Origin of the sequence: Devosia sp., assembly GCF_035944845.1 — a bacterium.
Lineage (GTDB): Bacteria > Pseudomonadota > Alphaproteobacteria > Rhizobiales > Devosiaceae > Devosia_A.
In genome coordinates, this window is record NZ_DASZAW010000068.1 from 1 (window position 1) to 19,908 (window position 19,908).

A 19,908-nucleotide genomic window follows, 5' to 3' on the forward strand; every position below is an offset into this window, starting at 1 on the left:
ATACCATATTCAGCGGCAACCCCCGATGAAGGACTGAACGTTCATGGCCAAGCGCCCCATCCTGATCCTGCCCGACGAGCGCCTGCGCGCCATTGCAGAGCCGATCGAGAAGATCGACGATGGCATCAAGCAGCTCGCCAAAGACATGCTCGAAACCATGTACGACGCGCCGGGCATCGGCCTTGCCGCGCCGCAGATCGGCGAGTTGAAGCGCATCGTGGTGATGGATCTCGCCAAGGAAGGCGAGGAGCCCGCCCCGCTAGTGATGGTGAACCCCGAGATACTCAAATACTCCGACGAGACCGTCACCACCGAAGAAGGGTGCCTGTCGATCCCGGAGCTCTACTACGACGTCGAGCGCCCGGCCGAGGTCACCGTCCGCTACACCGATCTCGACGGCAAGCAGGTCGAGCTCGATGCCAAGGACCGCCTCGCGGTCTGCGTTCAGCATGAACTCGATCATCTCGATGGCGTGCTCTACATCGATTACCTGAGCCGGCTGAAGCGCGACCGCGTGCTGAAGAAGTTCCAGAAGGCCGAGCGGCTGGCCAAGAAGGCCGGCTGAGCACGCCGATCTCTCAGTCATTGCCTTCTCCCCCTGTGGGAGAAGGTGGCCGAAGGCCGGATGAGGGGTATCTCTCCGCGCACTCGGTCGCTCCTCGCCTCGCTCGGAACGCGCTACACTTCGTTTCGCGGGCCCCCTCATCCGCCCTTCGGGCATCTTCTCCCGCAAGGGGAGAAGGCGACGACCGAGAGACCGGGAACATATGAAAATCATCTTCATGGGCACGCCGGAATTCGCCGTGCCCACCCTCACCGAGATCGTCTCGACCGGCCACGAAGTGGTGGCCGTCTATACGCGCGCGCCCAAACCTGCCGGTCGCGGCCAGGCCGAGCGCAAGTCGCCGGTGCACGAGGCGGCCGAGGGTTTCGGCATCCCCGTCTTCACCCCGCGCAGCCTGAAGCAGGCGCCCGAGCAGGAAGTGTTTGCCTCGCTCGACGCCGATGTGGCGGTGGTCGTCGCCTATGGCCTGATCCTGCCCAAGCCGATCCTCGAAGCGCCGCGGCTCGGCTGCCTCAACCTGCACGGTTCGCTCCTGCCGCGCTGGCGCGGGGCCGCGCCGATCCAGCGCGCCGTGATGGCGGGCGATGCGCGCACCGGCATCATGGTGATGCAGATGGACGAAGGGCTCGATACCGGCGCTGTCGGCCTGATCGAAGAGATGCCTATCGGCCCCGACATGACTTCGGGCGAACTGCACGACAAGATGATGCTGGTCGGCGCCGACCTGATGGGGCGGGCGCTCGCCGCCCTCGATCGTGGCAGCCTGCATTTCACGCCGCAGCCCGAGGAAGGCGTGACTTATGCTTCCAAGATCGACAAGGCCGAGGCCCGCATCGATTGGACCAAGCCCGCAGGCGAGGTGCACAACCTGATCCGCGGCCTCTCGCCATTCCCTGGCGCCTGGTTCGAGCTCACGCTCAACGGCACGCCCACCCGCATCAAGGCGCTTCGCTCGACGCTGGTCGGCGCAGAGGGCGCCCCCGGCTCCATCCTCCCCGACCTCACCATCGCCTGCGGCACCGGCGCCGTCCGCCTCACCATGGTGCAGCGCGAAGGCAAGGGTGCCATGGACGCAGCGACGTTCCTCCGTGGGGCAGGGGCCCTGCCGGAGCGGGCGGGCTAGCCGTGCGAGCGGTCGTTTCCAAACACTCGGTGCCATCCCCGCGAAAGCGGGGATCTCTGTTTTCTTTGCCGGCACCGCAAACTGAGGTTCGCGGTTTCGCGGGAATGACCCGGTGGTTGGGGGTGATGTCCTAGATGCCCCGCTACCGCCTCTCCATCGAGTATGACGGCCGCCCGTTCTGCGGCTGGCAGCGGCAGGCGCACGACCTCTCGGTGCAGCAGCTGCTCGAGGAGGCGATCGAGCGTTTCAGCGGCGAAAACGTCGTCACCCAGGCTGCCGGGCGCACTGATGCCGGCGTCCACGCGCTGGGCCAGGTGGTGCATTTCGACCTCGAGCGCGACTGGGATCCGTTCAAGGTCCGCGAGGCGCTGAACTATCACACCAAGCCGCACCCGGTGGCGATCCTTACCGCCGACCTGGTCGGCGAGAGCTTCGAGGCCCGCTTCTCCGCCATTGCCCGGCACTACGAGTACCGCATCCTCAACCGCCGCGCCCGGCCCGGCCTCGATGCCGGCCGCGTCTGGCACGTGCCGGTGCCGCTCGATGCCGAGGCCATGCACGCTGCAGCGCAACTGATCCTCGGCAAGCATGACTTCACCACCTTCCGCGCCGCCGAGTGCCAGGCGAAATCGCCGAATCGTACGCTCGACGTCTTCACCGTGTCGCGGCAGGCTGAGATGATCGTCGTCACCGCCAAGGCGCGGAGCTTCCTCCATTCGCAGGTGCGCTCGATGGTCGGCTCGCTGAAACTGGTGGGCGACGGCAAATGGCGCCCAGGCGATTTCCGCGCCGCCCTCGATGCGCGCGATCGCGCTCGCTGCGGTCCGCTGGCGCCGCCCGACGGGCTCTATCTCACGCGGGTGGATTACTAAGGGCGCTTCAGGGGGCCCTAGTCGCTCCAGCGCCGGTCGTCAGTTCGGCCAGTTGCTCGGGCGACAGCGGAAACACCGCGCTGATGACGAACAGCGCAATCACCCCGCTGATCAGTTGCACCACGAGGAACGAGGCGATCTGCCAGGGTGTCAGCGTCAGGATCAGCCGGGCGATGTTGACCATGATGATGATGATCACGATGCCCGTGGCGATGAACACCAGTTCGCTCCCCATCCCCACCAGCCCGAGCAGCGTCGTCGCGATGGTGAGGTAGAACGTCGCCCAGTTGTCGACCACGATATAGGGCACCAGCGCATCGGGCCGCTTCAACTGGCGCAGTACCAGGGCCGCTGCTCCGATCTGCAGCGCCAGGACAATCAACACCGTGGCGGTGGCCCGGAACACCGTGCCGCTCACCCCCGGCACGCCAAGTAGCAGCGGCACTGCCGTGTTCAGCATCGCCACCACCAGGAAGGCGATGAAGCTGCCGACCAGGCCGCGATCAGAGAAGTCGAAATAGCCGTTGGCCCGGCGGTCACCGATGATCAGCGCCACAACGCCGCGGGCAGCCGAGGCCACCTCGTTCCAGATCTCGTTGCTGCGTTCAGGCACTAGCCGACCCCGTTCACTCCGGTGGTCAGCATGTAGAGCCCGACTCGGACGGCGACAAGCGCGACGATACAAAGAATGGCAAACGCGGCGGAAATGCCGAACCGCAGTTTACCGACCTCGCGCGCCACCCGGAACTGCATGAACCCGATGACCCCGAGCGTCGCCGTCAGCGCGTTCGAGCCGCCGAGATAGGCCAGCGGCAGCGACGCTCCGAGGACGAACGCCATGGCGTAGGTGGCGGGCACCGCCATCGCGACGGCCGGCGTACGAAACACCCGCGCCGACACTGCGATCACCACCCATACCACGCCGAGCTGAAGGGCGTTGGCGACAAGGCTGAGGACGACCGTCGCCCAGCCGGGAAAGCCGCTGAGCGAACTCTCGATGAGGATCAGCGCCAGCACCACGGCAAAGAAACAGCCGGTGGCGTTGACGAGCCCGAGGCCGGTAAGGTTGAATTTCTCTGCGGCGCCGGGGCGCGCCGTCAACAGGTCAAGCCAGCCGATAATGGCGCGCCAAAGCTCGCCGAAGGCGTTCATGGCGCCGCCAGCATCGCCTGCCCGGTGGGCAGCATCAGCAGCAGGAAGCTCGACGCAAAGGTGCCAAGCGCCACCAGGACGCCGATCAGGATGGCGCCGCCCCAGCCGATGGCGAACAGGCTTTTCGAGGCTCGCGCCGAGAAGTAGCCGAGGATGCCAATCATCGCCGTACCGGCGCCGATTCCGAGCGCTCCCAGGATGATGCCGATCAGTTGGCTCAACGCCAGCACCAGCGCGAGGAACAGAAACAGCGCCGGCAGCCGGTCGCGTTTATCGAGCAGCATGCCCGCGCCACCCACCACTATATAGGGCACCGCGGTCATCACCAGCGCGAGGAGGGCGAAGTCGATGACTGCCCGCAACGCCTCGGGCAGCGCCTCGGCAAACGGCACCACCAGCAGCACGGCCTGCAGCAGCAGCATCAGGACGATGCCGGTCACCGCATAGGTCCAGCTCACGCCGGCTGCCGCTTCATCGGTTGCCAGTGCGCGTCCGAACGCCGCCTGCGTTGCGACGCCCACAGCCCCGAGAAAGCCTGCTGCCATCACTCAGCCCCCAGATAGTCGGTGATGAACTGCGCATAGAGCGCCGTCAGGTCCTCGACATCGGCGACGCGGACGTTCTCGTCGACCTTGTGCATGGTGGGGCCTGGCAGCCCGAACTCCACCACCGGGCAGTATTCCGCGATGAACCGCGCATCCGAGGTGCCGCCGCCGGTCGAGAGCTCCGGCGGAATACCGGTGCGCCGCGCAATAGTTTCGACCAGCGTTTCGACGCCACCACCGAGCGGCGACAGGAACGAGCGGGACGGACGTCCGACCACGGTGAACTCGGCGCTGCACTCGCGCAGGTCTTGGTTGCCGATCACCTCTTGGATCGCGGCGATCAGGCTTTCGGGCGTCCAGCGGTCGTTGTAGCGCACATTGAAGCGCAGCAGCACTGAGGCCGGGATGACGTTGGTGGTCTCGTTGCCGACATCGGCCGAGGTGAACTCGAGGTTCGAGGGCGGAAAATGCTCGGTGCCGTCGTCGAGCTTGCCGGTCAGCGCCCCGATCAGCAGTGCCGCCACCGGCAGCGGGTTGTTGGCCTTGTCGGGATAGGCGACATGCCCTTGCCTGCCGGTCACCCGGATCTGTCCGTTGAGCGAGCCGCGTCGCCCTACCTTGATGCTGTCGCCCACTCGTGTGGCGGCGCTCGGCTCGCCGACGATGGCGAAATCGAAGCGGTGACCCTGCTGGTCGGCCCAGGCCATCAGCTTGTCGGTGCCGTTCACCGCGTCGGCTTCCTCGTCATTGGTGATGGCAAGCGAGATACGCCCGGCCTCCGGCGCGCGGGAGATCGCCGCGATAAACGCCGCGATCCCCGACTTCATGTCCGCCGCGCCGCGCCCATAGATTGTCCCGTCGACGAACTCGGCGGCAAACGGCTGGTACCGCCAGCCCGCCGTGTCGCCCGGCGGCACCACGTCGGTATGCCCGGCAAACAGCAGGTGTTTCCCGCCGGAGCCACGCGTCGCGAACAGGTTGTCGACCGGGTACGACCCATCCCCCTCGAACCGTAGCCGCTGACAAGTGAAGCCGAGCGGCGCCAGAGCCGCCTCGAGCACGTCGAATGCGCCGTGGAGCTCCGGCGTCACCGAAGGCTGACGGATCAGGTCGGCGAGAAGCTGGACGGGATCGAGTCCCTCTGCGAGCGTCATTGTCCCGTCCGTCCCTGTCAGTCGCGCAGCAGTTCGTTGATACCGGTCTTCGACCGCGTCTGCGCATCGACCGTCTTGACGATCACTGCGCAATAAAGGCTCGGGCCCGGCTGGCCGTTGGGCAAAGGCTTGCCCGGCAGGTTGCCCGAAACCACCACGGAGTAGGGCGGCACTTTGCCGATATGGATTTCGCCGGTGGCCCGGTCGACGATCTTGGTCGAGGCGCCGAGATAAACGCCCATCGACAGCACTGAACCTTCGCCGACCACCACGCCCTCGACCACCTCGGAGCGGGCGCCGATGAAGCAGTTGTCCTCGATGATGGTCGGGCCGGCCTGCATCGGCTCCAGCACGCCGCCAATGCCGACGCCGCCACTCAGGTGCACGTTCTTGCCGATCTGCGCGCACGAGCCGACCGTGGCCCAGCCATCGACCATCGAATTCTCGTCGACGAAGGCGCCGATATTGACGAAGCTCGGCATCAGGACGACGCCGCGACCGATATGCGAGCCCCGCCGCACGATGGAGCCGGGAACGGCTCGGAAGCCAGCCTCGCGAAAGCGGTTCTCACCCCAGCCTTCGAACTTCGAAGGCACCTTGTCCCACCAGGTGGTGCCGCCAGGCCCCTGGATCACCGCGTTGTCGTTGAGGCGGAAGCTCAGCAGTACTGCCTTCTTCAGCCACTGATTGACCGTCCACCCGTCGCCGGACTTTTCGGCGACGCGCGCCTTGCCGCTGTCGAGCAGTTCCAGCGCAGTCTCCACCGCCTCGCGCACTGCGCCTTGCGTCGTGGAGCTGATCTCGGTGCGCGCCTCCCAGGCGGCATCGATGGTCTGGGCGAGATCGGCATACGACATGAGCAAGGCTTTCAATCGGGGGACAGGACGGCGCGCCGGACATTATCCGGCCCGGTCCTGCTGTCAACGATCCTTAACCCCGGCCATGACAAGCTCAAGGCCACTATTCGGAGACGCCAGAATGGCCAGACGCGCCCATACCCCGCTTCGCACCTCGGTGGAGGACCTGGATGCGGCAAAACGCGCCCCGTCGACGCCGCAGACGGAATCCGCCGCGTTCCGGCTCGCCTTCTCCGATGAAGAGTTCATGACCAGCGAGGACACCCGCGGAGTCCGCTTTCAGCTGGAATACCTGAAGACCGAGTTCCGCCTGCGCGAGCATGGCATCCGCTCGACGGTGGTGCTGTTTGGCGGCGCCCGCATCCCCGAGCCGGGCAAGCCGGCATGGGCCGCCCGCAACGAGACGCAGAAGACGAACCTCGAGGCCGCCTCGCGCTACTACGACGAAGCGCGCCGCTTCGCCCAATATGCCTCGCTCACCTCACGGGCGCTGAACTTCCGCGATTATGTGGTGGTCACCGGCGGTGGGCCGGGCGTGATGGAGGCCGGCAACCGCGGCGCCGCCGATGTCGGCGCGCCCACCATCGGGCTCAATATCGTCTTGCCGCACGAGCAGGCGCCCAACACCTTCATCACGCCCGAGCTCTGCTTCAATTTTCACTACTTCGCGACGCGCAAGATCCACTTCCTGCTGCGCGCCCGCGCCGTCGCCATCTTTCCGGGCGGCTTCGGCACGCTCGACGAGTTCTTCGAGACGCTGACCCTGATTCAGACCGGTCGCATGGAGCGCGTACCGCTGCTGCTGTTCGGCAAGGAGTTCTGGAACAAGGTGATCAACTTCGAAGCGCTCGCCGATGCCGGCACCATTGCCCCTGACGACCCGCATCTGTTCACCGTCGTCGACAGCGCCGAAGACGGCTGGAACGTCATCCGCGAGCACTACAACCTGCCGGAAGTGAAACTGGCGGGGTGACGGCTGACTGATAGAGACGACCCCCTCCCGGCCTCCCCCATGAAGGGGGAGGTGAAGAGTCGAGGCTCTGTCTTCAATCGTGCCAGACGCACCAGCGGGGCACCTCCCCCTTCATGGGGGAGGATGGGAGGGGGCCGTCTCTATCAGTCGTCCCCCTAAGGCAGCTTCCGCAGGAACCCCGCCAGGTCCGCCGTCATGTGATGCACATGGGCGCCGCCGGTGCGTTCAAGCTCCCAGGCCTCCACCTGCTCGTGCGCAAAGGCCTCGCCGGCGATCACCTGCACGGTGGTCATGCCGGTGTCGTGCGGCACCACCAGGTTCTTTTCGAGATCGTCGAACATCGCGGCGCGCCGCGCATCGATCCCATGCCTGCTGAAGAACGCCTCATAGGCCTCGGGCAGCGGCTTGGGCTTGTAGCTCATCGCGCGGATATCGAAGATGTCCTCGAACAGCTCATCGGCATTGCCCAGCCGATTGAGGACCGATCTCGCGTGCCCGACATCGCCATTGGTGAGGATGAACTTCCGGCCGGGCAGCGCGCGGATCGCGTCCACCAGGTCCGGATGCGCCTCTACCGGCGAATAATCTATGGCGTGCACCGTGTTGAGGAAATGGTCCGGGTCCACCTCGTGCAGCTGCATCAGCCCGTTCAGCGTCGTACCGTAATCGCGGTAATAGGCCTTCTGCAGCGCCCGCGCCTCGTCGAACGGCAGTTGCGTGACGCCGACCATATAGTGGCTGATCAGCATGTCGATCTGCGCAAACAGGTTGCACTCACGCGGGTAGAGCGTGTTGTCGAGGTCGAACACCCAGTCGGTGACATGGGAAAGCGAGCGGGGCGTGGGGGTAAGGTCGTTCATCCTGCCAATATGGCAGCTTTCGCCTGAACTTTCACCCCGCGCCGTCCGCAGGGCTGCGTAGCCTTCCAGGCAGGCAGGCCATGACGGCGGGCCGTCGCCTGCACCAAAGTGATCAATCAATCACTTGATTGAGATCGCGATTGCGGGTATCTGCCTGCGCTGCCGAACAGAGAACGTCGAAATCACGCCTTCTGGCGCGACATTGCCGGCGAGCCAGGACAACCATGACCGTCACCAGCACCGCACCCAGGCGCGAAACCACCGACGACCGCCGCCGCGCCATCGCCGCGGCGGCGCGCGAGCTCATCGCCGAGAAGGGCTTCGAGGGCCTGCGTACCCGCGATATCGCGGCGCGGGTCGGCATCAACGTCGCGACGTTGCACTATCATGTGCCCACCAAGGAGGCGCTGATCGGCCTCGTCGCCGACGCCATGCGCGAGGATTTTCGGGCACAGTCGCTGGTCCGGCCGCGCGCTCACCTGTCACCCGCCGAGCGGCTCGAGCACGAGTTCTACGACTTCCAGGAAATGTTCTACGAACAACGCGATACCCTCGCCGTGATGTCCGAACTGATGGAGCGGGCGCGGCGCGACGAAGTGATCCACGCCGCCATGCGGCCGATCCTCCTGAAGTGGCACCAGATGGTTGCCGCGATCTTCGTTGACGGCGTCGCCGACGGAAGCTTCCGGGCCGACCTCGACCCCGAGGCCACCTCCAGCATGTTTATCGGGGCGCTGGTCGGCTTCGGCCGCGGCCCCGATACCTCACCCCAGTATTTCGAACGCCTGTGCGCCGAGTTGCGCCGCGCCGTTCGTGTCCAAACCCCGACCAGGAACTAGTCCATGTCTTCGCAATTTCATGTGCCGCAGTCCAAAGCTGATGCCGATCCGCGCCGCTGGGTGGCGCTCGCCGTGCTGCTGCTCGCCAGCTTCATGAACCTCATCGACGTCACCATCGTCAATGTCGCGCTCCCCAGCCTGCAGCAGAACCTCGGCGCCGACCCGACCCAGATCGAGTGGGTCATCGCCGCCTATGTGCTGGCCTTTGCGCTCGGCCTCTTGCCGTTCGGCCGCCTCGGCGACATCGTCGGGCGCACCCGCATGTTTCTCATCGGCGTTGCCGCCTTCACGCTGGCCTCGGCCTTCTGCGGCCTCGCGCCCTCGATCGAGTGGCTGATCGTTGCCCGCGTGCTGCAGGGCCTCGCCGGCGCCTGCATGACCCCGCAGGTGCTCGCCATCGCCCAGGTCACCTTCCCGCCCGAGGAAAAGGGCCAGGCCTTCTCGCTGTTCGGCCTCAGCGCCGGCCTCGCGGCCGTCGCCGGCCCGATCGTGGGCGGGCTGCTGATCGGCGCGAACCTCTTCGACCTCGACTGGCGTCCGATCTTCCTCGTCAACATCCCGTTCGGCATCCTGGCGGTCGTTGCCGGCTGGTACCTGATCCCGCGCACCCCCGGCCACCCGACGCTCAGGAACGATTTCGTCGGCATTGGCCTGTTCGCCATCGCCATGGTCGCCATGGTCCTGCCGCTGGTCGAAGGCCATGCGCTGGGCTGGCCGACGTGGCTGTGGGGCCTGATGGCGATGGGCCTGATCTTTGCCGGCATCTTCATCATCTGGGAGCGTCACCGCGCCCGCCTCGAGCTGCCGCAGTTGCTGAACTTCAGCCTGATCAGCAACCCGAACTACCTGCTCGGCCTGCTCATCACCACCATCTTCGCCTCGGGCATCCCTGCCATGTTCATGGTGATCTCGCTGATGCTGCAGTCGGGCTACGGTTTCACCCCCCTCGAGTCCGGGTTGGTGAACACCCCGTTCTCGGTGGGCGTGCTCACGGTCTCGCTGTTCATCGGCCGGCTCGGCCAGAAGTACCTGCGCACCCGCCTGGGGGTCGGCGCGGCGATTCTCGTCGTCGGCATCACCTGGGTGGATTTCATCATCCGCGGGCTGGGCGACAGCGTCGATCACTGGACCTTCCTGCCGCCACTGCTGCTGGCCGGCATCGGCCTGGGCCTCGGCTTCTCCGGCCTGTTCCAGTCAGTGCTGGCTGGCGTGCCGCCGCGCGACGCCGGCGCCGGTTCCGGCGCGCTGCAGGCTTTCCAGCAGGTGGGCGGTGCCGTCGGGGTGGCTCTGGTTGGGCAGATCTTCTTTACCCAGCTCGCCGAGGGCTTTGCCGCCGGCAATACCCCGCATGTCGCCTTCGCCGAGGCGGCCGCCCCCGCCATCGTCTACCAGATCATCTCGTTCGGCCTGGTGGTGATCCTCGTGCCGTTCCTCAAGATCAAGCGTCCCGACCAGACCGGTGCGCCGGCGGCGCCGCCGGTGGTCGCCGAGGCCTGATGCACAAGGGCGCCTGCGGGCGCCCTTTCCTTTTCTCGCAGCAGGATGTCGATTCCGATCTCGCCCCCTCGACCAGTCCGGCAAGCCGAAGGAGAAAATCGATGCGCTACGTTTGCCTCGTCCATGTCGACCAATCGCTGATCGACGCCGCGACGCCCGAGGAGCTCGCCAACATGGACCGCGACAACCAGCGGGCCAATGCCGAGCTGACGGCCAGCGGCCACCTCGTTCTCGATCTGGCGCTGAAAGCCCCCGACACCGCGCGCATCGTGCGCTCCCGCGGCGGCAAGGTCTCGGCCACCGACGGGCCCTACGTTGAAAGCAAGGAGCACCTGGGCGGCTTCTTCGTCATCGAAGCGCGTAGCCTCGACGAGGCGACGGCGATTGCGCGTCGCGAGCCGATGGCCCGCTTCGGCACCATCGAGGTGCGGGCCGAGATGGGGATTTCGTGGCAGCAGCCCAAACCGGCCTAGCCCCTCCCTCCATTCGAGGGGAGGGATTGAGAGTGGGGGTGGTGCGGTGATCGCCGATAGACCCCCACCCCCAGCCCATTCCCTCAAGGGGGGAGCTAGAGCGAGCCCATTTGCAATTGGCTAACCATTGCTGACGAGTTTCCATAAAATGCCACATGTCGGTCGCTGTGCCGGCCAAGTGCGCCTCCATCTCGCGTCTCGTCAAACGCGTACAGGAGCTACCGTGAACAGCCTCGCCATCTTCGGCATCACCGCCGCCACCATCTTCGGGCTCGCCACGGCGCTCGCCGGCAACGTCCAGGCCGCCGAGAACTTCATCTACACCGGTAATGGCGACCTCGCGGCGGCGCAGCCGCTGCTGGAGCGGGCCGACATCGCCGGAGCGCAGGTGGTCTACAACTGGCGCGCCCTCGAGCCGGCCGAGGGTGAGTACGATTTTTCGGCCATCGAGCGCGATCTCACCCAGACCGGCAAGCTGGGCAAGAAACTCTTCATCCAGATCCAGGATCGGTTCTTCTCGCCCGAGGCGCGCAATATCCCCGACTACATCCTCGAGGGCGCCGAATATGGTGGCGGCCTCGTACCGCAGGTCGATAACCCCGGCGAGGGCAAGGCGGCGGCTTACGGCTGGACCACGATGCAGTGGAACCCCGCGGTGCGCAGCCGCTATCAGGCGCTGCTCAAGGCGCTCGCCGCTCGTTTCGACGGCAAAGTCGAAGGCATCAACCTGCCGGAGACCGCCATCGATATCGACATGAAGGCCGACCAGACCGGCTTCAGTTGCGACACCTATTTCGAGGCCGAGCTGGAAAACCTCACCATGGCGCGGGCCGCCTTCACCACCTCCAAGGTGGTGCAGTATGTAAACTTCTGGCCCTGCGAATGGGAGAACGACCACAACTATATGGGCCGCCTGTTCGAACGCGCCGCCGCCGGCGGCATCGGGCTCGGCGGCCCCGACATCGTGCCCTACCGCAAGGGCCAGATGAAGAACTCCTATCCGTTCTTCAACCAGTACAAGGGCAAGCTCGCTTTCGTCGGCATGGCGGTGCAGGAGCCGACCCTCACCTACAAGAACGACAAGACCGGCAAGCCCTTCACCAGGGACGAGTTCACAGCCTTCGCCACCGACTATCTCGGCGTCGACGCGATCTTCTGGAGCGTCGAAACCCCGTGGCTGAAGCAGTGAGCGGGGGCATGCGCGACCGCCCCCGCCCCCTCCCGCACACCAGCCGCCAGCCGGGCGAGAGCCGCAACCCGCGCCGCATCGGGCACGATCTGGAGGCGAAGCCGGATCGACCAAGCGAGTGGATGGGGCTGAGCAGGCGCTGACCCGCCTGTCCGCAAGCGAAACTCTGTCCCGTCCAACCTGTGGTTGAGGAGCGTCGTCGCCCTGGACGCCGACAAGCACCTGAACGGAGGGGACATGGCCACCCTCGATACCGAGAGCCGAAGCCGCCCCCTACCTGACGATCAGCGTTCCCGCGCCGTGGGCGGTGAACAGCTCGACCAGCACCACGTGCGGGGTCTTGCCGTTGAGGATCACCACGCCCTCGACGCCATTGTCGAGTGCTTCGAGGCAGGTCTCGACCTTGGGGATCATGCCGCCATTGATCGTGCCGTCGGCGATCAGCGCCCGCGCGTCACGCGCCGAAAGCTCGGGGATCAGCTTCTTGTTCGCGTCCAGTACGCCGTCGACATCGGTAAGGAACAACAGGCGCTTGGCGCCGAGCGAGCCGGCGATGGCGCCGGCAAAGGTATCGGCGTTGATATTGTAGGTCTGGCCATCGCGGCCCGGCGCCACCGGCGCAATCACCGGGATCATCTCCGAGCGGGCGAGCAGGTCGAGCAGCGTGCGGTCGACTTCCACCGGCTCGCCGACGAAGCCGAGATCGAGCGCGCGCTCGATATTCGAGCCGGGGTCCTTGACGGTCTTGGTGGCCTTCCTGGCGAACACCATGTTGCCGTCCTTGCCGCAGAGGCCGATGGCCCATTCGCCTTCGGCATTGATCAGCGCCACGATCTCTTTGTTGATCGATCCGGCCAGCACCATCTCGACGACTTCCATCGTCCGCTTGTCGGTGACGCGCAGCCCGCCCTCGAACTTCGACTCGATGCCGAGGTTCTTCAGCATCGAGGCGATCTGCGGCCCGCCGCCATGCACGACGATCGGGTTGACCTTGGATTGCTTCAAGAGCGCGATGTCGCGCGCGAAGGCCTGGCCCAGTTCCACATCGCCCATGGCGTGGCCGCCATATTTCACCACGACCGTCTTGCCCTCATAGCGCTGCATATAGGGCAGCGCCTGCGACAGGACGGCGGCGTCGCGGGAGAAACTCTCGATGTCGGGCATGGCGCGCTGTGTATCCATTGTGCTTCGTCCTATAGCGCATTCCGATGGAGTCGAAAGCGCTTTTGAGCCCGTTGGGTTCAATAGAATAATCACGAAGTTTTCGTGGCACGGGGCTGTCGGGCTATAGGCAGCAGCGGGGCCATTGGCTAAGGTTCGCGCCATGAGCAGCACCATGAGCCCCGAGATCGCCGACCTCATCGCCCGTTGTGCCCTGCGGGATCGCGCGGCATTTCGTGATCTCTACGCCCGCACCAGCGCGAAACTTTTCGGCGTTACGCTGCGTATCCTCAAAGACAGATCGGAAGCCGAAGAGGCGCTCCAGGAAGTGTACGTCAAGATTTGGCAGCGCGCCGACCGCTACGTCGCGGGGGGCTACAGTCCGATCAGCTGGCTGGTGGCGGTCGCCCGCAACCACTCGCTGGACGTCCTCCGGGCGCGGAAGCCGGTAAGCGATGATATCGACCTCGTGCTTGACCTCGCCGATGGCGGGCCTGACCCCGAGCAGGCGACCATCGACAGTTCGGAGCGGACGCGCATCGACGGCTGCCTCGACGAGCTCGAGAGCGACAAGGCCGATTGCGTGCGTGGGGCCTATCTCGACGGCTTCAGTTACGAGGAACTGGCGACGCGCCATAGCGTGCCGCTGAACACGATGCGAACCTGGCTGCGGCGCAGCCTGTTGAAATTGAGAGAGTGCCTATCGGCATGAGTACGGAAGGTCACAGCGGCGGCAGGGAAGACGACCAGGTTCTGGTCGCCGAGTATGCGCTCGGACTGCTGGAAGGCGGCGAACGCGCTGCACTCGCACGCCGCATCGCTGCCGAGCCGGCACTCGCCTCGGACCTGCGCCTGTGGCGCTCCCGCCTCGCGACCCTCGACGACGAGTTCGCTGAAGTCACGGCGCCGCCGGGCGTTCTGCCACGCATCGAAAGCCGCCTGTTCGGCGCCCCTGCCGCCGCCGCCGGGGGCTGGTGGAACTCCTTGGCTTTGTGGCGCGGTCTCACCGCCGCTGCTGCGGCGGTGGCGGTGGTAGCGATCGGCGTCAACCTGCTGCAGCCCCGCGTCGATCCCAATGTTCTGGCCACCCAGCTGGTCGCCGCCATCCAGGCGCAGGAGGGCAGTGGCGTCGAGTTCGTCGCGCTCTACGACCAGGCCTCGGGGCAGGTGCGGATCACCTCGCTCAAGGGCACCGCCGTGCCCGACAAGGATTTCGAGCTCTGGTACATCAAGGGCGAGCAGCCCGCTGTTTCGATGGGTGTGATCCCGGTCGACGAGCGACGGGAGATTCCGCTCGATGCCGCCGCCAAGGCCGGGATCGAACCCGGCACCGTTCTCGCCGTGACGCTGGAGCAGAAGGGTGGCTCGCCCACCGGCGTCGCCCAGGGTCCGATCGTCGCTGTCGGGACCGTCACGCCGATCTGACCCCGTCCATCGCCATTGCAACGAGACGGCCCGCTTCTACCGAGGCGGGCCGTTTCGCTTTCGCCGTCGGCGGCGCCGCATACGAGCCGAGGCCGCGAATAGTTTCGCGACAGGTCGCGAATAAACCGCTCCGAATGAAAATGTGATCCGAAACTGCCCGGCAACAACCTCCGTATCTCCGCCTGTCCCGTCACAAGAACAATGCGGACGCCCAAAGGAAGGAACCAAACAATGAAGCTCTCCACTCTTCGCGTACTTGCCGTATCGGCCATGCTGTCGGTCTCCGCGATCTCCGGCGCTGCCTTTGCTGAGAATCCGATGGTTGGCGGTGCGCCGATGCTCGAGACCAAGGACATCATCGACAACGCGGTGAACTCGGCCGACCATACGACGCTCGTCGCCGCGGTGAAGGCCGCTGGCCTCGTCGAAACGCTGAAGGGCGCCGGGCCGTTCACCGTCCTCGCCCCGGTCAATGCCGCCTTCGATGCCCTGCCGGCCGGCACCGTCGACAACCTGCTGAAGCCCGAAAACAAGGATCAGCTGGTGAAAATCCTCACCTGCCACGTCATCGCCGCCAAGGCCATGGCGGCCGACATCACCAAGATGGCGATGGATGATGGTGGCGAGCATGTCGTCGACACTGTCGGTGGCTGCAAGCTGACCCTCAAGGCAGCCGACGGCAAGGTCACCATCACTGACGAAACCGGTGGTGTCGCCAATGTGACCATCGCCGACGTGGTGCAGTCGAACGGCGTGATCCACGTCATCGACAAGGTGCTGCTGCCCAAGATGTAACTTTCGCAGCCCCTGCTGCGAATAGCCTGTCGTGTCCCGCGGGGGGTGCCTCGTGGGACACGCGCATTTGAGATGCACCCACCGACAGTGCGGATAGACTGTCGGCAACCGTTGAAAGGCCCCATCCCATGCAAGTCGATCGCCGCACTTTCCTGCTTGGCGGCACTGCCGTAGCTGCGTTCGGCGCGGCGGCCCTGCTGTTCCGCCCCATGGGCTCGAGCCACGCCGCCGAAGGCACCTTCGAGGTCAGCTTCACCGAAGACGAGTGGAGGGCGAAGCTCGAGCCCAAGGTCTTCGAAGTGCTGCGCCACGAAGCCACCGAGGCCCCCGGCTCCTCGCCGCTGCTCAACGAGCACCGCGCCGGCATCTTCAACTGCGCCGGCTGCGACCTGCCGCTGTTCGATTCCAAGACCAAGTACGATAGCGGCACCGGCTGGCCCAGCTTCTATCAGCCGCTCGACAACGCTGTCGGCGAGGCCACCGACAACACGCTCGGCATGAGCCGCACCGAGGTCCATTGCCGCCGTTGCGGTGGCCACCTTGGCCACGTCTTCAATGACGGCCCGCAGCCCACCGGCCTGCGCTACTGCATGAACGGCCTCGCCTTGACCTTCACCGGGGCCTGACTGCCGCTACCCCAAACTAGTGCCGACCCTCCAACTGGCCCTCCATCCCCATTTCGGGATAGAGGGCCTTCTTCTTGATCAATTGACGGGTGAGCCGAACCACCGCTGGTGCCTCCACCCCGGTGTCGGCCGGTGGGTGGATAACGATCGAGGCCGACCAGTTTCTCGTGCGCAGTCCATCGTCAAACGATCTTGCAACCGAGCTCTGCCGTTCGGCCATCTTGCCAAGCCTCGCAAACCGCCCCATTTCTTGCCGCGTCATGAAGCTCACCATCATCCAGACCGGCGAAGTCCCGGCGCCGCTGCGGCCGCAGTTCGGCGCCTATCCGCCCATGTTCAAGCGCATGTTCGACGAAGCCGGCCAGCCGTTCGAGTACGAGACGGTGGCGGTCTATGACGGGGCCGATTTCCCCGATGCGAGCAAGCTGGACGGCATCCTGATCACCGGCTCCGCCGCCGGTGTCTACGACGATTATGCCTGGCTCGATCCGCTGCGCGCGTTCATCCGCTCGGCCTATGCCGCCAATACGCCAATGCTCGGCATCTGCTTCGGCCACCAGATCATGGCCGATGCGCTCGGCGGCGATGTGCGGAAATCCGAGAAGGGCTGGGGTCTCGGGCGCCACACCTACGAGGTGAAATCCCGCCCCGGCTTCCTCGCCACCGATCTGCCAGCGCTCTCCATCGCCTGCTCGCACCAGGATCAGGTGCTGGTGCCGCCCAGGGAGGCGGAGGTCTTCCTCGGTTCCGAGTTCACCCCGAATGCCGGCCTGGTCTACGCCAACGGCAAGGCGCTCAGCCTGCAACCGCACCCCGAGTTCCACGACGACTACACCCTGGCGCTTGCTGAACTCCGGCGCGGCAAGGCACCGGCGGAAGTAGTCGACACCGCAATCACCTCGGTCTCGATGCCGTCTGATAGTAAGCAGGTCGCAAGCTGGATCGGGAATTTCTTGCGGCGCTGAGCAAAAGACTTGCGCGCCGGCGCTGTCTGCCCCAACAATTGCGGTTTGGGGGATATGGTCATGCGTAGCCTGCTATCGAGTTGCCGAACGACAGTATTCGTCGCGCTCGGTCTGGCATCGCCGGCCCTTGCCGATGGTGCCGACGACTATAGCTATCTGCGCACCGCGCAGAGCCTGGATGACAGCTGCCATGTCCTGAAGTTTGTGGAGCGCAAGCTCGTCGACGAACTGGCCTTCGACCATATCCGTGGCACCGGTCAGTATGGTTTCTGGCAAACCGGGCGCATGACCAATGAGGAGTACAACGCCTGGCTCGACGGGCTCGATGCCGCCGCCGATGCCAAAGCCGCCCAGATTGGCTGCACACAACCGGCGGAGGCCTATTTGCTGCAGGCCCGCGGGGTGGCCAGCTCCGCTATCCTGCAGGGCATGATGCTGGCGCACCATCTCGCCGGCTTGCCCGAGGACGACAGCTATCGCCGGCCCCTGCATGCCGACCTGCTTGCCGCATCGGCGGCCTATCAGGGCTTTCTGCAGCAAGTCTATCAGAACCAGTACCCGGCCTTCCACGAAGCCCAGCGACAGGCGGCCTTGGCCCGGCTGCCCAACGGCGGTATGCCGGTCTGCGACATGTGGTCCGCGCCGGATGCGCCCTGCGTCGAGACCTTTGGCGGCTTCCCCAGCGATGACTACTACGAGAAGATGGGCGACGCCGGCACGGCTGCAATCGTCGTGAACGACGTTCTGTTGGAGGTGGCGGCGGAAACCGCCGGTTTTCGCGTTGCCGGCAATTTTCTGCAGAAGACTCTTCTGGTCGGCAATCTCATTCAGCCCGCCAGCGGAGCAATCTACGCCACGCTCGTAGACGGCGCGCGGGCGTTCAGGTTGCAGGAGGGCGGCGAGGTTTTTGGCGCCATGGCACAGGCCCCTGATGGCTCGCTGCGGTTCATGACCTATGGCACCGACGCCGAAAAACTCCGTACCGGCGCTGTGCGGCTGCTGGTCCGCACGGAGCCAAAACCGGAGGGACTGCAGGATTGGGAGATATTCAACCTCGAGGATTACCGCAGTCTGACCTTCCCGTTCGATGGCGTGCTGCTCGATGAGAAGTGCCTCGGCGGCCCATGCTTCGCCTTCTCGCCGCAGGCGACCCAAGCGATCCTTGACACTGGCTTCGACGAGAAAGCCGAACTCTGGCTCTCCGGCGACTCCGCTGCTGCCCCGGCGGCGACCGCGGACTGGTTGCAGCGGAACATCGTCTATCCACAACTCATGCGGCGGCTGCTCGGGGAGACGCCGCCACCGGCGCAATAGGGCCTCCAACGTTGAGTGGCTTGACTCACCGCGCCCCTGGGCCTCGAATGCCCTTAGCGCTGCCTGACGGGGTGTCGCAGTGTGGGATTGGGTCAAAGCGCACGGCCGGCTGGTGCGATCGCTTGTCTGGGCGACGCTCGGGGGGATTTGCTTTGCCGTTGCCATTGGCCTGACCTGGACCATAGCGCACGTCACGACGGCGCTTTCCGCCAGTTCGGAAGATCGTCTCGAGATCGATCCCGCCGGGTGGTACGCCGTCTCGGTCGTGAGCGGTGGCAGTGCCGAAGCTCCGGCGCAGCTCAACTACGACTACACCTTGCAGGACGACCTGGTGGTCCTGTCCTTCGACCTGCCCGCCGGGGTGACACAGATCATCGTCGCCGCCGTCGACGCCGCCTGCTGGGAAGCCCGGCCTGGTGGGGCCCGGGGTGAGGACCTGTGGACCTTCGACGAAGGCAACTACCGGCACCTGCGCATTCCTCAGGCCATGGTGCCGGTCGGCGGCCGCGTCGTCTGCAACCTGGCGCCTCGCATCCGCGCCGCCTCGTTCACCACTTCGGCGACGGTGTTCTACAATGACCCGCGGCCTGAGCTTGCCTCCACTGGCGGTGGCGTCTTCCTGCCGATCGAGCTGTCGCTCAACAACCGCGATGGCCCCTACGACATCGCTGCTTCCAACAACGCGGTCCTCGGCGATTCCGTGCTGCTGCGCCCCGACGGCAACATCACCGTGCGGTTCCATTCCATGCAGATGGGCGAGGTGCGCGACTGGTACATCCTCGTCATCGGCGTGCTTGTCGGCTTCGGCGCCGCCATGGTCATCGAGGCGTTCCGCCCGCTCATCGAGCGGATCGGCCGCTAGTGCTCCATCAGCTGCCGGATCTCGGCGCGCAGCTGCTCGAGGCCGATCTTTTCCTCACTCGAGGTCAGGATGATCTCCGGATGCGCCGCCGGCCGCTTGGCGATGGCCGCGCGGGTCTTTGCCAGCGCGGCCTCGAGTTCGGTCTTGTTCGGCTTGTCCGCCTTGGTGACGACGATCTGATAGCTCACCGCCGCCTTGTCGAGCTCGTTCATTACGCTGGCATCGTTGGCGTTCGGGCCGTGCCGGCCATCGATCAGCACATAGACGCGCCGAAGGTTCGGCCGCCCGGTAAGGTACTGGTGGATCAACCGGGTCCACTGCTTCACCTTATCCTCCGGCGCTCGCGCATAGCCGTAGCCGGGCATGTCGACGATCCGTAGCGCGTCCGACTGGCTCTCGAAGATATTGAGCTCCTGCGTCCGCCCCGGGGTGTTCGACGTGCGGGCGAGCCCGGTGGTGCCGGTCAGCGCATTGATCAGCGACGACTTGCCGACATTGGAGCGGCCGGCAAAGGCGATCTCCATCCGGTCGGCCGGCGGCAGGTCGGCAATGCGTACGCACCCCTTGATGAAGACGAACGGCCGCGCAAACAGCAGGCGCCCCGCCTCGATCTGGTCTGTGCTGAACTTGGATGGTGTCTCGCTCATTGGCGTTCAATAGG

At 65.5% G+C, this 19,908-nt stretch carries 24 protein-coding genes; 15 read left to right on the forward strand and 9 right to left on the reverse strand.

Annotated features, from left to right (window positions below):
- Window positions 1–43: 43 nt before the first annotated feature.
- The 3 genes from def (at window position 44) to truA (ending at window position 2,560) form a co-directional block, all read left to right on the forward strand.
- Window positions 44–565: a peptide deformylase gene (gene def / locus VGV07_RS12490; RefSeq protein ID WP_326869031.1), complete on the forward strand. Its 522-nt coding sequence runs from the start codon at window positions 44–46 to the stop codon at window positions 563–565.
- Between the two features lie 202 nt (window positions 566–767).
- The gene (gene fmt / locus VGV07_RS12495) at window positions 768–1,688 is read left to right on the forward strand and encodes a methionyl-tRNA formyltransferase (protein WP_326869032.1); all 921 of its coding nucleotides are present in this window, start codon (window positions 768–770) and stop codon (window positions 1,686–1,688) included.
- Between the two features lie 134 nt (window positions 1,689–1,822).
- Window positions 1,823–2,560, forward strand: a complete 738-nt coding sequence (gene truA / locus VGV07_RS12500) for a tRNA pseudouridine(38-40) synthase TruA (protein ID WP_326869033.1) — start codon at window positions 1,823–1,825, stop codon at window positions 2,558–2,560.
- Between the two features lie 7 nt (window positions 2,561–2,567).
- On the opposite strand, the gene VGV07_RS12505 is transcribed toward truA, so the two are convergent.
- From VGV07_RS12505 to dapD, 5 genes are read right to left on the reverse strand one after another with little or no spacing between them, the layout of a single operon-like run.
- Window positions 2,568–3,173, reverse strand: a complete 606-nt coding sequence (locus VGV07_RS12505) for a hypothetical protein (RefSeq protein ID WP_326869034.1) — start codon at window positions 3,171–3,173, stop codon at window positions 2,568–2,570.
- On the reverse strand, window positions 3,173–3,712 hold the full coding sequence (locus VGV07_RS12510) for a hypothetical protein (protein ID WP_326869035.1): 540 nt from the start codon (window positions 3,710–3,712) through the stop codon (window positions 3,173–3,175). The genes VGV07_RS12505 and VGV07_RS12510 overlap by 1 nt, the downstream gene beginning before the upstream one ends.
- A complete protein-coding gene (locus VGV07_RS12515) occupies window positions 3,709–4,257 on the reverse strand; it encodes a hypothetical protein (RefSeq protein WP_326869036.1) in 549 nt (182 codons plus the stop codon). The genes VGV07_RS12510 and VGV07_RS12515 overlap by 4 nt, the downstream gene beginning before the upstream one ends.
- On the reverse strand, window positions 4,257–5,411 hold the full coding sequence (gene dapE, locus VGV07_RS12520; RefSeq protein WP_326869037.1) for a succinyl-diaminopimelate desuccinylase: 1,155 nt from the start codon (window positions 5,409–5,411) through the stop codon (window positions 4,257–4,259). Before dapE ends, VGV07_RS12515 begins: the two co-directional genes overlap by 1 nt.
- Before the next feature lie 17 nt (window positions 5,412–5,428).
- Window positions 5,429–6,268, reverse strand: coding sequence for a 2,3,4,5-tetrahydropyridine-2,6-dicarboxylate N-succinyltransferase (gene dapD, locus VGV07_RS12525; RefSeq protein WP_326869038.1), 840 nt, complete (start codon window positions 6,266–6,268; stop codon window positions 5,429–5,431).
- Window positions 6,269–6,353: 85 nt separating this feature from the next.
- Between dapD and VGV07_RS12530 the strand changes: the two genes are divergently transcribed.
- The gene (locus VGV07_RS12530) at window positions 6,354–7,241 is read left to right on the forward strand and encodes an LOG family protein (protein ID WP_414649946.1); all 888 of its coding nucleotides are present in this window, start codon (window positions 6,354–6,356) and stop codon (window positions 7,239–7,241) included.
- Between the two features lie 155 nt (window positions 7,242–7,396).
- Here the strand turns inward: VGV07_RS12530 and VGV07_RS12535 are convergent, their stop codons facing one another.
- Window positions 7,397–8,101 carry a pyrimidine 5'-nucleotidase gene (locus VGV07_RS12535; RefSeq protein ID WP_326869040.1) on the reverse strand — a complete coding sequence of 235 codons (705 nt, stop codon included), beginning with the start codon at window positions 8,099–8,101 and terminating at the stop codon, window positions 7,397–7,399.
- A gap of 224 nt (window positions 8,102–8,325) precedes the next feature.
- Here VGV07_RS12535 and VGV07_RS12540 point away from each other — a divergent pair, with 224 nt between their 5' ends.
- From VGV07_RS12540 to VGV07_RS12555, 4 genes are all read left to right on the forward strand, one after another.
- A complete protein-coding gene (locus VGV07_RS12540) occupies window positions 8,326–8,940 on the forward strand; it encodes a TetR/AcrR family transcriptional regulator (protein WP_326869041.1) in 615 nt (204 codons plus the stop codon).
- A 3-nt stretch (window positions 8,941–8,943) separates the two neighbouring features.
- Window positions 8,944–10,437 (forward strand): MFS transporter, encoded by a 1,494-nt coding sequence (locus VGV07_RS12545; protein ID WP_326869042.1) that lies wholly within the window; start codon window positions 8,944–8,946, stop codon window positions 10,435–10,437.
- Between the two features lie 101 nt (window positions 10,438–10,538).
- Complete coding sequence (locus VGV07_RS12550; RefSeq protein WP_326869043.1) at window positions 10,539–10,910, forward strand: YciI family protein; 372 nt, start codon at window positions 10,539–10,541, stop codon at window positions 10,908–10,910.
- Between the two features lie 223 nt (window positions 10,911–11,133).
- Window positions 11,134–12,099: a hypothetical protein gene (locus VGV07_RS12555; RefSeq protein WP_326869044.1), complete on the forward strand. Its 966-nt coding sequence runs from the start codon at window positions 11,134–11,136 to the stop codon at window positions 12,097–12,099.
- 273 nt (window positions 12,100–12,372) lie between these two features.
- Here the strand turns inward: VGV07_RS12555 and argB are convergent, their stop codons facing one another.
- Window positions 12,373–13,281: an acetylglutamate kinase gene (gene argB / locus VGV07_RS12560; protein ID WP_326869045.1), complete on the reverse strand. Its 909-nt coding sequence runs from the start codon at window positions 13,279–13,281 to the stop codon at window positions 12,373–12,375.
- 154 nt (window positions 13,282–13,435) lie between these two features.
- Between argB and VGV07_RS12565 the strand changes: the two genes are divergently transcribed.
- The 4 genes from VGV07_RS12565 to msrB all read left to right on the forward strand — a co-directional run bounded on the left by VGV07_RS12565 (window position 13,436) and on the right by msrB (window position 16,106).
- Complete coding sequence (locus VGV07_RS12565) at window positions 13,436–13,972, forward strand: sigma-70 family RNA polymerase sigma factor (protein WP_326869161.1); 537 nt, start codon at window positions 13,436–13,438, stop codon at window positions 13,970–13,972.
- Window positions 13,969–14,685, forward strand: coding sequence for an anti-sigma factor (locus tag VGV07_RS12570; protein WP_326869046.1), 717 nt, complete (start codon window positions 13,969–13,971; stop codon window positions 14,683–14,685). The genes VGV07_RS12565 and VGV07_RS12570 overlap by 4 nt, the downstream gene beginning before the upstream one ends.
- A gap of 231 nt (window positions 14,686–14,916) precedes the next feature.
- Window positions 14,917–15,480, forward strand: a complete 564-nt coding sequence (locus VGV07_RS12575; RefSeq protein ID WP_326869047.1) for a fasciclin domain-containing protein — start codon at window positions 14,917–14,919, stop codon at window positions 15,478–15,480.
- A gap of 128 nt (window positions 15,481–15,608) precedes the next feature.
- On the forward strand, window positions 15,609–16,106 hold the full coding sequence (gene msrB / locus VGV07_RS12580) for a peptide-methionine (R)-S-oxide reductase MsrB (RefSeq protein ID WP_326869048.1): 498 nt from the start codon (window positions 15,609–15,611) through the stop codon (window positions 16,104–16,106).
- A gap of 16 nt (window positions 16,107–16,122) precedes the next feature.
- Here the strand turns inward: msrB and VGV07_RS12585 are convergent, their stop codons facing one another.
- The gene (locus VGV07_RS12585) at window positions 16,123–16,368 is read right to left on the reverse strand and encodes a hypothetical protein (protein ID WP_326869049.1); all 246 of its coding nucleotides are present in this window, start codon (window positions 16,366–16,368) and stop codon (window positions 16,123–16,125) included.
- On the opposite strand from VGV07_RS12585, the gene VGV07_RS12590 reads away from it, so the two are divergent.
- The 3 genes from VGV07_RS12590 (at window position 16,367) to VGV07_RS12600 (ending at window position 19,247) form a co-directional block, all read left to right on the forward strand.
- Complete coding sequence (locus VGV07_RS12590; RefSeq protein ID WP_326869050.1) at window positions 16,367–17,071, forward strand: type 1 glutamine amidotransferase; 705 nt, start codon at window positions 16,367–16,369, stop codon at window positions 17,069–17,071. The genes VGV07_RS12585 and VGV07_RS12590 overlap by 2 nt on opposite strands.
- Window positions 17,072–17,131: 60 nt before the next feature.
- A complete protein-coding gene (locus VGV07_RS12595) occupies window positions 17,132–18,385 on the forward strand; it encodes a hypothetical protein (protein WP_326869051.1) in 1,254 nt (417 codons plus the stop codon).
- Window positions 18,386–18,497: 112 nt separating this feature from the next.
- Complete coding sequence (locus tag VGV07_RS12600; RefSeq protein ID WP_326869052.1) at window positions 18,498–19,247, forward strand: hypothetical protein; 750 nt, start codon at window positions 18,498–18,500, stop codon at window positions 19,245–19,247.
- Here the strand turns inward: VGV07_RS12600 and yihA are convergent.
- Window positions 19,244–19,894: a ribosome biogenesis GTP-binding protein YihA/YsxC gene (gene yihA, locus VGV07_RS12605; RefSeq protein ID WP_326869053.1), complete on the reverse strand. Its 651-nt coding sequence runs from the start codon at window positions 19,892–19,894 to the stop codon at window positions 19,244–19,246. The two genes, VGV07_RS12600 and yihA, sit on opposite strands and share 4 nt — an antisense overlap.
- Window positions 19,895–19,908: the final 14 nt, after the last annotated feature.